The organism is Ensifer sp. GW823-FHT05D09, from assembly GCF_058795755.1.
In genome coordinates this window covers 706,724-720,512 of sequence record NZ_JBXAIA010000002.1, presented here as the reverse complement: position 1 = coordinate 720,512, position 13,789 = coordinate 706,724, and the positions used below count along the sequence as shown (strand labels likewise).

The 13,789-nt window shown below is 62.1% G+C and carries 10 protein-coding genes; 8 read left to right on the top strand and 2 right to left on the bottom strand.

From position 1 onward, the window contains the following. Positions 1-178: 178 nt before the first annotated feature. The 3 genes from gnd to AC1Q80_RS09210 all read left to right on the top strand — a co-directional run bounded on the left by gnd (position 179) and on the right by AC1Q80_RS09210 (position 4,642). Positions 179-1,609, top strand: coding sequence for an NADP-dependent phosphogluconate dehydrogenase (gnd, locus tag AC1Q80_RS09220; RefSeq protein WP_492360214.1), 1,431 nt, complete (start codon positions 179-181; stop codon positions 1,607-1,609). A 304-nt stretch (positions 1,610-1,913) separates the two neighbouring features. Further along, positions 1,914-3,869, top strand: a complete 1,956-nt coding sequence (locus AC1Q80_RS09215) for an autotransporter outer membrane beta-barrel domain-containing protein (RefSeq protein ID WP_492360213.1) — start codon at positions 1,914-1,916, stop codon at positions 3,867-3,869. A 206-nt stretch (positions 3,870-4,075) separates the two neighbouring features. Further along, positions 4,076-4,642, top strand: a complete 567-nt coding sequence (locus tag AC1Q80_RS09210) for a dienelactone hydrolase family protein (protein WP_492360212.1) — start codon at positions 4,076-4,078, stop codon at positions 4,640-4,642. A gap of 10 nt (positions 4,643-4,652) precedes the next feature. On the opposite strand, the gene AC1Q80_RS09205 is transcribed toward AC1Q80_RS09210, so the two are convergent. Both AC1Q80_RS09205 and AC1Q80_RS09200 read right to left on the bottom strand, forming a co-directional pair. Then, positions 4,653-5,090, bottom strand: a complete 438-nt coding sequence (locus tag AC1Q80_RS09205; RefSeq protein WP_492360211.1) for a GNAT family N-acetyltransferase — start codon at positions 5,088-5,090, stop codon at positions 4,653-4,655. A 150-nt stretch (positions 5,091-5,240) separates the two neighbouring features. Continuing rightward, on the bottom strand, positions 5,241-6,296 hold the full coding sequence (locus AC1Q80_RS09200) for a LacI family transcriptional regulator (protein ID WP_173420239.1): 1,056 nt from the start codon (positions 6,294-6,296) through the stop codon (positions 5,241-5,243). Between the two features lie 517 nt (positions 6,297-6,813). On the opposite strand from AC1Q80_RS09200, the gene AC1Q80_RS09195 reads away from it, so the two are divergent. From AC1Q80_RS09195 to AC1Q80_RS09175, 5 genes are all read left to right on the top strand, one after another. Next, positions 6,814-8,049 carry an ABC transporter substrate-binding protein gene (locus AC1Q80_RS09195; protein ID WP_173420238.1) on the top strand — a complete coding sequence of 412 codons (1,236 nt, stop codon included), beginning with the start codon at positions 6,814-6,816 and terminating at the stop codon, positions 8,047-8,049. Between the two features lie 217 nt (positions 8,050-8,266). After that, complete coding sequence (locus AC1Q80_RS09190; RefSeq protein ID WP_492360210.1) at positions 8,267-9,175, top strand: carbohydrate ABC transporter permease; 909 nt, start codon at positions 8,267-8,269, stop codon at positions 9,173-9,175. A 124-nt stretch (positions 9,176-9,299) separates the two neighbouring features. Continuing rightward, positions 9,300-10,127 (top strand): carbohydrate ABC transporter permease, encoded by an 828-nt coding sequence (locus AC1Q80_RS09185; protein ID WP_234941964.1) that lies wholly within the window; start codon positions 9,300-9,302, stop codon positions 10,125-10,127. Positions 10,128-10,131: 4 nt separating this feature from the next. Next, positions 10,132-11,223 (top strand): ABC transporter ATP-binding protein, encoded by a 1,092-nt coding sequence (locus AC1Q80_RS09180; protein ID WP_492360209.1) that lies wholly within the window; start codon positions 10,132-10,134, stop codon positions 11,221-11,223. A gap of 91 nt (positions 11,224-11,314) precedes the next feature. Beyond that, on the top strand, positions 11,315-13,789 hold the full coding sequence (locus AC1Q80_RS09175; protein ID WP_492360208.1) for a glycoside hydrolase family 2 protein: 2,475 nt from the start codon (positions 11,315-11,317) through the stop codon (positions 13,787-13,789).

Below are 13,789 nucleotides of genomic sequence, written 5' to 3'. Positions count from 1 at the left end.
TTCTCAAGAATCGCTTGTCGTTAATCGATTTGAATGCCAAAACAGCCTCCGCCGTCGCATCTCGCGTCCGCCCCTTTCCCGAGGGGCAATGCGAGCGCGCGAAGTTCAATTCGAGGGGCCGGCTCCCACGCGCTTATCCCGATCGCGTCCGGCTCTGCTGTCCAATGGAGGCAATCACGTGTCACAGGCGGAAATCGGCCTTATCGGTCTCGGCGTCATGGGCTCGAACCTGGCGCTCAACATCGCTGAAAAAGGCAACAAGATCGCGGTCTTCAACCGCACCGTCGAGGCGACGCATAAATTCTACGCGGAAGCCGGCGAACTTCAGGGCCAGATCGTGCCCTGCGACACCATCGAAGAGTTCGTTGCCGCTATCCGCCCGCCGCGCCCGATCATCATCATGATCAAGGCCGGCGAGCCGGTCGACCAGCAGATGAAGATCCTTGAGCCCTATCTCGCCAAGGGCGACATCATGATCGACGCCGGCAACGCCAACTTCCGCGACACGATGCGCCGCTTCGACGCGCTCAAGGACTCGGGCCTGACCTTTATCGGCATGGGCGTTTCCGGCGGTGAAGAGGGCGCGCGCCATGGCCCGTCGATCATGGTCGGCGGCACGGAAGACTCCTACAAGCGCGTCGAGACGGTGCTGACCTCGATCGCGGCCAAGTACGACAACGACCCGTGCGTTGCCTGGCTCGGCGAAAACGGCGCCGGCCACTTCGTCAAGACCATCCACAACGGCATCGAATATGCCGACATGCAGATGATCGCCGAAATCTACGGCATCCTGCGTGACGGCCTGAAGATGACGGCCGGCGAAATCGGCGACGTCTTCGGCGCCTGGAACAAGGGCCGCCTGAATTCCTACCTGATCGAGATCACCGAGAAGGTGCTGAAGGCAGCCGATCCCTTGACCGGCAAGCCGATCGTCGACCTGATCCTCGACAAGGCCGGCCAGAAGGGCACCGGCAAGTGGTCGGTGATCGAAGCGCAGAACATGGGCGTTCCGGCGACCGCGATCGAAGCGGCCGTTGCCGCGCGCAGCATCTCGTCCGCCAAGGAAGAGCGCGAAGCCGCCGAAAAAATCCTCGGCCTGCCTCCGGTCGGCGAGTTCAAGGTTGCCGACAAGGCCGCCTTCATCAAGGACCTGGAGAACGCGCTGCTGGCCGCCAAGATCGGCGCCTATGCGCAGGGCTTCGCTGTTATGTCCGCGGCCTCGAAGGAGTTCAACTGGTCGCTGCCGATGCCGACGATTGCCAAGATCTGGCGCGCCGGCTGCATCATCCGTTCGCAGTTCCTGGATGAAATCACCACCGCCTTCACCAAGGCGCCGGATGCGGCCAATCTGATCGTCACGCCCGCTTTTGCCGCAATGGTCAAGGAAACAGATGGAGCGCTTCGCCGCGTCGTTTCGGCTGCAGTGCTTGGCGGCCTGCCGGCACCGGCGCTCGCTTCGGCTCTCGGCTATTTCGACAGCTACCGCCGCGGCCGCGGCACGGCCAACGTGATCCAGGCCCAGCGCGACTTCTTCGGCGCCCACGGCTTCGACCGCGTCGACGGTGCCGACGCCCATCATGGTCCGTGGGGCAGCGGCCTCAACGCCTGATCGGCGAGCGAGGTCTTGATCCTGCGTTTCGAACGGGGCGGCCTTGGCCGCCCCGTTTCGTTTTGATCCGCAGAGCGGCCTTGCAGCACGCATCGTTCTAAAAGGTTGGTTAGTCTTTTCCCGAGGCTGGTCGTGCCTGCTCCCGTATTTGTCGCGTCATTTCAGTACATCCCGGCGTATCGCGTTGGGATATACGGTCACTTTGACGTCGATGTCAGAATTGACCCGGTATTTCTGAAGATTGACATAAGCTAAAACACGCGGGCACTCTGCGGCGATTGTCATGTGCGGGGGAGCGACCGCTATGCATCTGCTGTCCAGGTTGAAGTGGAGTGCTTTCACCCTGTTGTGCGTCTTTGGCTGTCCGCTATCGGCGGCCGCACAGAACTGCAACGGCGGCGGTTTGAGTTATCTCGGCAATATTCGGGACGGGTCGAACTCGGTATGGCTCTCGGGTACGCCGGCGGGTTCGTTCAGCCTGGAGTCTGCTCAGGGCAACCAGACGGTTGATACGTGGTCAAAGTCCCGGCGTGGTCTTCACCTTTCCGTCTCGCCCTTCGTTTCCCAGGGAAACGGCGGTACACACAAGCTTTATGATGTCAGCGATGGCAAGCCCTGTCTCATCGACACCCAGAACCAGAAGCGCGATTTTACCCTCCCGCCGAATATCAACATGCCGTCCATCGTCATGCCTGGGCGCGTCGTGCCACCAATCGGCAACATCTTTCCTGATTTCGCACCGCCGGCGAGCATCACGCCACCGATCGGCAATCTGCCCAGCGGGGTGACGCCGCCGATCGGCTCGCTTCCCGGTGGGGTGACGCCGCCTATCGGCTCGCTCCCTGGTGGGGTGACGCCACCGATCGGCTCGCTTCCCGGTGGCGTGACGCCGCCTATCGGTTCACTCCCAGGCGGAGTGACGCCACCCATAGGCTCGCTTCCCGGTGGGGTGGCGCCACCCATCGCGTCGCTTCCGGGGGTGGTTGCGCCTCCGATCGGCTCACTTCCCGGTGGCGTGACGCCACCGATCGGCAGGGTGCCCGGCGGCGTAGCACCGCCGATTGGTTCGCTCCCAGGTGGTGCGACGCCGCCGATAGGATCGCTTCCGGGCGGAGTCAGCCCACCGATCGGTTCGGTCCCTGGCGGTGTCCAGCCCCCTATCGGAACCCTGCCGGGCGGCGTGGCGCCACCCGGTGGCACGCTGCCCGGCGGCGTGCAACCGCCCATCGTCATCGTCCGGTCCGACGGCGGAAATCTGAAGATTGCGACCGACACGCGGGTGTCGGCCCAGCAATCGGCCTATTACTGCATTGATCCGCGATCTCAGCCGCAAACGAGAGACGACGAGCGGATGCAATTGCCAATCTGCTCACGGGAGGTCCTGGCGGAAGCCGCGCGCCAACAGGAGGCCCGCCTCAATCAGGTGCCGTTGACCGAAGGCCGCGATTTTGGCCAGCAGACGCTGTGGAATTTCCGTATGGGCGGCCGTGTCATGGGCATTTCCGACGAGCGTTTCGGCCTCGATATCGATACGACCCTTCGCAATGCGACGTTCGCACTCGATCGGCGCCTGAATGACGATGTCGTGGTCGGTATGACGTTCACAATCGAGGCAAGCGAAAGCGACGGCTTTGGCGATGACCTGCAGGTGAATACGAACGGCTTCAGCGTCGGGCCATATATCGCGACACGGCTTTCGCCACAGTGGGCCCTGGACAGCTCTCTCACCTATGGCCGCTACGACAATGATCTGGAGCTGAGCATACTGGATGGCAGTTTCACGTCGGAACGTTATTCCGCCGAGTTGAACCTTCACGGTCAGTACAAATGGGACGAATACTTCGTACGCCCGAAGGTGACGGCTTCCTTCTCGCATATCGCCAATGACGCCTATAGCCTGACCGGCGATATCTTCAGCTTGCCGATCGACGTCGCGCTGCCGGGCGAAAGCTTCAACTACGGCTATATCGAAGCAACGACCGAGGTCAGTCGTTTCTTCGAAGCGCCGGGCGGCACGCCATTTCTGGCGTTTGCCGAAGTCGGCGCAAAATACGAGTACGAGCGACCGAATGATGGGCAGATTCTCACCGGCGACCTGTCGCTTGCCACGCCATCGCCCTGGTCCTTCTCTCTGCGGTCGGGCGTTCGAATGTTGATTACCAATGCGCTGCAACTGGAAGCGAGCGCCGGTTACCTGAGCTTTGGCCAGGCCAATCTCGACGTGTGGGATTGCAAGCTCGATCTGTCAGTCAGCTTCTAGAGCGTTGCCGCTTTGGACTTAGACGCAGAACGCTCCAGCGGCTTGCTTTTACACATTTCCTGACGGAAAACCGCTTCGCACTTTTCCGTCAGGAAATACTCCAAGTGGGGGCAGGGGCCCGTGGTGGAGCTCGGCTGGTGCTGCCCACAGCGCCGAAGTGCGGGGTGCCGGTGACATGCAGCCCTACGGGCACGAGGAGCATATCGATGGCCACAGTGATCCTGTTTCATTCCATCCGCGGGCTGCGTGCGCTCGAGCGCGATGCTGCCGCGCGGCTAAGGGCCTTGGGCCACTCTGTCATCACGCCCGATCTCTTCGGCGGCCAGGTGGTCGGCTCGGTCGACGAGGGCTTCGCGCTCAAGGATGCGATCGGTTGGCGCGGACTATGCGAGCGGGCAGAAGCGGCGGTCGCCGGGCAGCCGGTATCGGCGGTGCTTGGCGGTTTCTCCTTCGGCGCTGCCATTGCCTCGCATCTCTGGGAAAGGCGGCCGCAAACATCGGGCGTTCTGCTGCTGCACAGCATCGTCGGGATCCCCGAGAACGCCCGTGACGGTGTGCCGGTGCAGTTGCACCTGGCCGATCCGGATATCTACGAGCCGGCCGAGGATGTCGCCGAATGGCGGGCGCTGGCCGGGCGTTCGGCGATCGCGTTGGAAGATTTCACCTATCCCGGGGCCGGACATCTCTACACGGATGCATCGCTGCCGGATTACGATGCCGAGGCAACTCGTCTGACCTGGAGCCGTGTCGAGCGGTTTTTGGCCGGCCTCTAGGGCCGAGACCTTATTCGGCCGGGCGCCGCTTCTCGTATCGCACGTCGCCGTTCGCCATCGTGTCGACGTGGATCCAGCCGTGCTTCTGGTAGAACCCGTTGGCTCGGATACCGTCGTGGCCGTCGGTCTCGAGCCAGATTGTCTCATGAGTGCGGAAGAGAGCGGTTTCCGCCTCCTGCAACAGCAACCGTCCAAGTCCAAGCCCTTCGAAGTCCGGGCTGACGAAGAGCGCGAAGACGGAGCCGTCCTCGTCGTCGATCGAGGAGAATGCGGCGGGGATGCCGTCAACCTCGGCGATCCAGATGCCGGCATCGGCCGCCAGCATCTCGATCAGTGTCTCGGGCGTGATGCCCATGTCGGACAGTTGTTCGCGCGAGAGGTGGTTCTGGACGACGCTGGTGCGGATGTCGAAGATCGGCTCCACGTCCTCGGCTCTGGCTTTTCTCACGACGATGTTCATATTTGCGGACCCTCATTTTCAAGCAAGGGGTCGTCTAGCGCCCGGAAGTCGGTGCGTCTACAGGTTGCCGTTTGCGGACGGAAACCGCCCGGCGATGGTGCCGCAAATGTCACAGGCGCGAAGCCCGGTACCGAGCTGCTACCGCTTGATCGATACGGGAACGGCGGATTGGACCTCCGGCTGGCTGAGGCTCTGCAGTGTTTCGGAGGGCTGGCCGTCGATATGGCCGATCACCGCCTTGGCGAGTTCGCGCCCGGCAACGCGGATGTCCTCGTACATGGTCACCACTTCCGGCCGGAGCCAGCGCAGAAAGTCGCTCGGCACCTTGGAGACCATGTCGGCATCCTTGCCGAGCGTCTTTTGGGCGGCTTCCAGCCCAGCGATCAGCGCGATCGCGCCCGAGCCACTGCCCGACACGATACCGTCGGGCGCATCGTCCGAGCGCATCAGCGTTTCGAAGGCGTCGCGGATCTCGACCAGCGTGTGGTCGATGTTGATGTGGTGGAAACTGACCGCATCCGCATGGAAGTCGCGAAGTCCGCGCTCGAAGCCGGCACGCATATGGGAATAGAAGGTCAGGTGCGGCGGCGGCTCCAGCAGCACCAGGCGCTTTCTGCCGCGCTCTACCAGCTCACGCACCGCCTCATAGGCAAAACGCTCATTGTCAAAGTCGTGATAGGGGTGGACGACGCCCATCTCGGTGCGGCCATGGGTGACGAAGGGCAGGCCGCGTTCCGTCAGAAGGGCGACGCGCGGATCGTGCGGTTCCGTGCGCGAGATGATGACGCCATCGGCAGCCCCGGTGTCGAGGATATAGCGGATTGGCGCCAGCGCATCCTTGGTGGCGCTATAGGGCGTCACGACGAGATGATAGGGCGTGCCGGCAAGCACCTCGGTGATGCCGACGACCATGGGGCTGGTAATGCCCATGATCTCTTCTTCCAGTGTCAGCACCAGGCTGATGACATTCGTCTTGCCGGTTCTGAGCCTCACGCCGGCGCGGTTCGGCTGGTAGCCGATCTGCTTGGCGACGAGGCGTACACGCTCCTTGGTTTCCGCGCCGATATCGGGTGCATCCTTCAGGGCGCGAGAAACGGTGGTGATGCCGAGCCCGGTCATGAAGGCGATCGTCTTCAACGTCGGCCTGCTGCCATCCGGCGGCGTCAGCGGTCTGTTCTTCGTCTTGCTGTCCATCGCCGTACCCACGCCCGCCCTTGCCGTTGCCGTCGGCTTCCACCCAGCCGGTGCGAAACCCGTTCGGCCAGTTTGCTCCCGCCGTCCCGTTCCGCGTCACTTCATCGCCTTATATACGAATTGTGACGCGGAGCTATCCTGCTTCGGGAAGGCGACCTTCTCATAAATCTGTAACGATACAGTAGATCTGTCGAGCAATTTTGTTGCTGCGCTGCGGCAGATGAAACACTCTGGTTGAGTTGCGTCTGCGAGATCGAGCATTTCGCGCTTGCGAGACGTTGCTTGTAGCATGATGACTGAAGATCAACGCAAATATCAAGAATATCAGCCGGATAGCGGTCGATTTTATCGGTTATTCGCTCGCCTGAGTGCCGAATCTCACCATCGTCGGGCCTCTCGAATTGCCTCTTTGGGTTGCATATAAAGTTTCTGTTTAAATTCATTGGGGTGGGAGTTGCGGACGGGGAACGTTTCCTCTAAGTTTTTTACGGTAACGTTACAGTGAGGGAGGAGACTCATGAATTTACGTTCTTTCGCGGCCGCTTTGGCGGTGACGGTGGCGCTGCCGCTCGGTGCGGCAAGTGCTGCCGATCTTGAAGTAACCCATTGGTGGACATCGGGCGGCGAGGCGGCTGCGGTAGCCGAGCTCGCAAAGGCTTTCGACGCGACCGGCAATCATTGGGTTGATGGTGCGATTGCCGGCGCCGGCAGCACGGCGCGGCCGATCATGGTCAGCCGCATTACCGGTGGCGACCCGATGGCAGCCACGCAGTTCAACCATGGTCGCCAGGCCGAGGAGCTTGTCGAGGCCGGGCTGATGCGCGACCTTACCGATGTCGCGACCAGGGAGAAATGGAAGGACATCATCAAGCCGGCAAGCCTGCTCGATTCCTGCACCATCGATGGCAAGATCTATTGCGCTCCGGTCAACATCCACTCCTGGCAGTGGCTCTGGTTGTCGAACGCCGCATTCAAGCAGGCCGGTGTCGATGTGCCGAAGAACTGGGACGAGTTCGTCGCAGCAGCACCGGCACTCGAAAAGGCCGGCATCGTGCCACTCGCCGTTGGCGGACAGGCGTGGCAGGCAGCCGGTGCCTTCGACGTGCTGATGGTCGCGATCGCCGGCAAGGATACGTTCCAGAAGGTCTTTGGCGACAAGGACGAGGAAGTGGCCGCCGGTCCCGAAATCGCCAAGGTCTTCAAGGCTGCTGACGATGCGCGCCGGATGTCGAAGGGCACCAATGTCCAGGATTGGAACCAGGCGACGAACATGGTCATCACCGGCAAGGCCGGCGGCCAGATCATGGGCGACTGGGCGCAGGGCGAATTCCAGCTTGCCGGCCAGAAGGCCGGGACGGACTACACCTGCCTGCCGGGTCTCGGCGTCAACGAAGTCATCTCGACCGGTGGCGATGCCTTCTACTTCCCGCTCCTGAAGGACGAGGAAAAGTCGAAGGCCCAGGAAGTGCTGGCATCGACGCTTCTGAACCCGGCGACGCAGGTTGCGTTCAACCTGAAGAAGGGCTCGCTGCCGGTGCGCGGCGACGTCGACCTCACTGCTGCCAACGACTGCATGAAGAAGGGACTGGACATTCTTGCCAAGGGCAACGTGATCCAGGGCACGGACCAGCTTCTGTCGGCTGACAGCCAGAAACAGAAGGAAGACCTGTTCTCGGAGTTCTTCGCCAATGCGTCGATGACGCCGGAAGACGCGCAGAAGCGCTTCACCGACATCATCGCCTCGGCGGAGTGACGGATCAGCCCTGACCTCCCGGTCCCGCGCAGATGCGGGCCGGCCGAGATCTCCTGTTCGGCGTGGCGCAAGCCGTGCCGTCGGTCCGTGTCGACCGTTTTCGACACGGACCGGGAGGGGCTGTCAACGTGACGAGGCGGCTATCCGAGGGGGCTTTGCCCTCGCGCTACCGGCTGCCCGTCATCCGATGCAGATTGCAGTTCCGGAGGAACGAAACATGGCGGGTCACACACGCGGTTCGGGGCGACCGAACCAGTGGACGCGGAACCTGAATGCGAAATTTGCCTCCGTCCCCATGATCCTGACGGCCGTGGTCATCTTCCTCGGCGGCACGATCTGGACGGTCGTCTATTCCTTCACCAATTCCAAGCTCTTGCCGCGGCTGTCGTTCGTCGGCCTCGATCAGTACGAGCGGCTCTGGGCGGCACCGCGCTGGCTCATGTCGGTCCAGAACCTGGTTATCTATGGGTTCTTCTCGCTGGTTTTCAGCCTCGTCATCGGCTTCGTGCTCGCGGCGCTAATGGATCAGAAGATCCGTTTTGAAAACACCTTCCGCACGATCATGCTCTATCCCTTCGCGCTGTCCTTCATCGTGACAGGCCTCGTGTGGCAGTGGCTGCTCAACCCGGAATTCGGCATCCAGTCGGTGGTGCGTTCACTCGGTTGGACGACCTTTGCCTTCGATCCGCTCTACAATTCCAACATCGTCATCTACGGCATCCTGATTGCCGCACTCTGGCAGGGTACCGGGCTCGTCATGTGCCTGATGCTGGCCGGCTTGCGTGGTATCGACGAGGATATCTGGAAGGCGACCCGCGTCGACGGGATCCCGATGTGGAAGACCTATCTGCTGGTTATCATCCCGATGATGCGCGGTGTCTTCATCACCACGCTGGTGATCATCGCGAGCGGCATCGTCAAGGTCTACGATCTCGTGGTGGCGCAGACGAGCGGCGGCCCGGGCATCGCCTCGGAAGTGCCGGCCAAATACGTCTACGACTACATGTTCCAGGCGCAGAATCTCGGCCAGGGCTTTGCCGCCTCGACCATGATGCTCGTGACTGTCGCCATCATCATCGTGCCCTGGGCCTATCTCGAATTTGGGGGAGGGCGCAAGCGTGCCTGAGATCGTCGCTTTCAACACCATCGACGCGGGCATCGAGCCCGAAGCGGAAAAAGTCCAGGCACGTGCGACCCAGGCCGGTCCTCGGGGCAGAAAGCCGCGCCGGGCGCTTTCGGGCCGCAACATCATGATCTACGGCACCCTGATCGTCGTGGCGCTCTACTATCTGCTGCCGCTCTACGTCATGGTCATGACGTCGCTGAAGGGCATGCCGGAAATCCGCCTTGGCAACATCTTTGCCCCGCCGCTCGAGATCACCTTCGAGCCCTGGGTCAAAGCCTGGTCAAGCGCCTGCACCGGGCTTAACTGCGACGGGCTCTCGCGCGGCTTCTGGAATTCCGTCCGCATCACCGTTCCCTCGACCATCGTGTCGATCGCGATCGCCTCGATCAACGGTTACGCGCTGGCGAACTGGCGCTTCAAGGGTGCCGACCTGTTCTTCACCATCCTGATCGTCGGCGCCTTCATCCCCTATCAGGTGATGATCTATCCGATCGTCATCGTGCTGCGCGAGCTTGGCGTTTACGGTTCCCTGACCGGGTTGATCATCGTGCACACGATCTTCGGCATGCCGATCCTGACGCTTCTGTTCCGCAACTATTTCGCTGGGCTGCCCGAGGAACTGTTCAAGGCGGCGCGCGTCGACGGTGCGGGCTTCTGGACCATCTATTTCCGCATCATGCTGCCGATGTCGATGCCGATCTTCGTCGTCGCCATGATCCTGCAAGTGACCGGTATCTGGAACGACTTCCTGTTCGGCGTCGTGTTCACGCGGCCGGAATACTACCCGATGACCGTGCAGCTCAACAACATCGTCAACTCGGTGCAGGGCGTGAAGGAATACAACGTCAACATGGCGGCAACGATCCTGACCGGCGCCGTTCCGCTTTTCGTCTACTTCGTCTCCGGGCGGCTTTTTGTCCGCGGCATCGCCGCCGGCGCAGTGAAAGGGTAAGGGCATGGAAAACGTCAGCGTATCGGTCAAGGATCTGTCGTTGAGCTTCGGTGCCGTCACAGTGCTCGACACGCTTAACCTCGACATCAAGGACGGCGAATTCCTGGTGCTGCTCGGTTCGTCGGGCTGCGGCAAGTCGACCTTGCTCAACTGCATCGCCGGCCTGCTCGATGTCAGCGACGGCCAGATCTTCATCAAGAACAAGAACGTCACCTGGGAGGAGCCGAAGGACCGCGGCATCGGCATGGTGTTCCAGTCCTATGCGCTCTATCCGCAGATGTCGGTGGAGAAGAACCTCTCCTTCGGTCTCCAGGTCGCCAAGGTGGAAAAGACCGAGATCGACCGGCGGATCAGCCGCGCCGCGGAGATCCTGCAGATCCAGCCGCTGTTGAAGCGCAAGCCCGCGGAACTTTCCGGCGGCCAGCGCCAGCGCGTGGCGATCGGCCGGGCGCTGGTCCGCGATGTCGACGTGTTCCTGTTCGACGAGCCGCTCTCCAACCTCGACGCCAAGCTGCGTTCGGAACTGCGTGTGGAAATCAAGCGGCTGCACCAGTCGCTGAAGAACACGATGATCTACGTCACCCACGACCAGATCGAGGCCCTGACGCTTGCCGACCGCATCGCCGTCATGAAGAGCGGTGTCATCCAGCAGCTCGCAGATCCGATGACGATCTACAACGCTCCGGAAAACCTGTTCGTCGCCGGCTTCATCGGTTCGCCTTCGATGAACTTCTTCCGCGGCGAACTTCAGTTGAGGGATGGGCGGGCCTTCGTGCATGCCAATGGCGTCGATTTCGACGTCTCTGCCTATCCGTCGCGTGGGCCCTTCAAGGCAGGGCAGAAGGTCGTTCTCGGCGTCAGGCCCGAGCATGTGCGCGTCGACGAGGCATCGAGCGGCCAGCCGTCGCATCAGGCCGTCGTCGATATCGAGGAGCCGATGGGCGCCGACAATCTGCTCTGGCTGAAGCTTGCCGGCCAGTCGATGTCGGTGCGCATCGCCGGCCAGCGGCGCTACAAGCCGGGAACGGCGGTCACGCTGTCCTTCGACATGGCGGTCGCCTCGCTCTTCGACGCGGGCAACGAAAACCGTTTGTAAACAACGAGGAAGCGCGCCGGCTTCCATCACCCGGCGCGTTTCGACACACTGGCATGCCGGCACCGTCGCCGGTGATCAACGGAATATGGAAATGCTCTCAGAGGACCTGAACCGAACCGCCGTCCACCTCGACCTTTCAGGCGACTGGCTGCTCACTGCCAGCGACCGAAGCCATGTCGTCCCGATGGTGTTGCCGGGCGACGTGCACACGTCGTTGCAGAAGGCCGGCATCATCGACGACCCCTATGTCGGCCGCAACGAAGACGACGTGCAGTGGGTGGCGCACAAGGACTGGGTGATCGAGCGATCGGTGTCGATCGATGCCGGCGATCTCGGCGGCTACTGGTATCTCGACCTCGACTGCATCGACACGGTTGCCTCCGTCTTCGTCAACGACCTGATGGTGCTCGAAGCCGACAATTGCTTCCGCCGCCATCGACCGGATGTGTCGCGCGCGCTTGTGCCAGGTGAAAACCGCATCCGCATCGTGCTTCCGTCCTCGATAGCTGAGGGGGCGAGACGGCAGGCGGCCCAGCCCTTCTACGTGCCCTACCACCCTGGCAATTCGCCGATCGCCAACGGCAACATGCTGCGCAAGCCCCAGTGCCACTTCGGCTGGGACTGGAACATCGCGATCGCGCCGCTCGGCATCTACGGCACGCTGGCGCTGCGGCGTCTGGAGATCGCCCGCATCGAGCATGTGACGACAAAACAGATCTGGCTCGACGACGGTTCGGTCGATCTGCTCGTGACCGTCACGCTTTTTGCCGACGGCCCGGGAATCCTGCCCGTTCATTTCTCGCTCGACGACCAGAGGGAGCGGCTCGACTGTGCCGTTGGCACTGGTGAGACCCGCGTCACCCATGTCTTCACCGTCACGGAGCCGAAGCGCTGGTGGCCGGCCGGCAGCGGCGAGCAGGCCCTTTCGCTGCTGACTGTCGAGGTGCCGCAGGAGCAGGTGAGCCGTCAGATCGGTTTCCGCACCATCGAGCTCCTGACCGACAAGGACGAGGCGGGCAGTCGCTTTGCCTTCCGCGTCAACGGCCGCGAGATCTTCTGCCGTGGCGCCAACTGGATCCCCGCCGATGCGCTGATGTCGCGGGTGACACCTGATGGTGTCGAGGACCTTTTGACCTCGGCGGTCGAAGCCAACATGAACATGATCCGCGTCTGGGGCGGCGGCTTCTACGAGCCGGATTGGTTCTATGATCTCTGCGACCGGCTGGGCCTGATGGTCTGGCAGGACTTCATGTTCGCCTGCAACCTCTATCCCTCGACGCCGGATTTTCTCGACAATGTCGCCGCCGAAGTCGACTACCAGGTCAAACGACTGTCGTCCCATCCGTCGATCGCACTCTGGTGCGGCGACAACGAGCTGGTCGGCGCGCTCACCTGGTTCGACGAGCCGCGAAAGGATCGCGACCGTTATCTGGTCTCCTATGACCGCCTGAACCGCACGGTGGAAGTGGCGTTGAAGGGCGCGCTGCCGGAGGCGATCTGGTGGCCCTCAAGCCCAGCATCCGGCTATCTCGATTTCGGCGATGCCTGGCACTCGGACGGCTCCGGCGACATGCACTACTGGTCGGTCTGGCACGAGAACAAGTCGTTCGACAATTACCGCTCGGTGCGGCCGCGCTTCTGCTCGGAGTTCGGATTCCAGTCCTATACGTCGATGCCGGTCATTCGCCAGTTCGCGGCCGAGAAGGATCTCAACATCGCGTCGCCGGTCATCGAAAGCCACCAGAAGAATGTGGGCGGCAACGAACGCATCGCCGGCACGATGTTCCGCTATTTTCGCTTCCCCAAGGATTTCCCGGCTTTCGTCTATTTGAGCCAGATCCAGCAGGGCCTGGCGATCCGCACGGCCGTCGATTACTGGCGCTCGCTGAAGCCCCATTGCATGGGCACGCTTTACTGGCAGCTCAACGACACCTGGCCGGTCGCCTCCTGGTCAAGCCTCGACTACGGCGGCAGCTGGAAGGCGATGCACTATATGGTGCGCCGCTTCTTCCAGCCGGTAGCCGTCGCCGCCATTCCTTCCAAGGACGGCAAGGAAATCGCCTTCTCGATGGTCAACGATACGGCCGAGCCGGTGACTGTGGAACTGCAGGCCTTCGTCGTCACGCTTGACGGCAAGCGCGAGCCGCTGATGGCGGCGGCCGGCAGCTGCCCACCGGACCGGGCGGCGACCCTGGTGAGCATTGCGGCGCGCGACATTCCCGCAAACGCACTGTTGTTCTGGTCCTTCGAGGCGTCGAACGGTATGCGCGGCGAGGGGCATCACGTAAACGGAACCTACAAGGCGCTCGATCTTCAGCCTTCCGGGCTGACGCTTGCCGTTGCGCCGGCGGATGGCGGTGCCTTCGACGTTTCAGTCACGGCAAGCGGCTTGGCCCTGCACGTGATGATCGAGGCCGATGTCGCCGGGCGCTATTCCGACAATGCCTTCGATCTCATCGCCGGCGAGACGAAGGTCATCCGCTTCACGCCGAAGACATCGCTTGGCGCCGGCACTCTGCCGCGCTTTGCCGTCTTCGATCTCGAATCCTGCCAGGGAAAGGGGTGA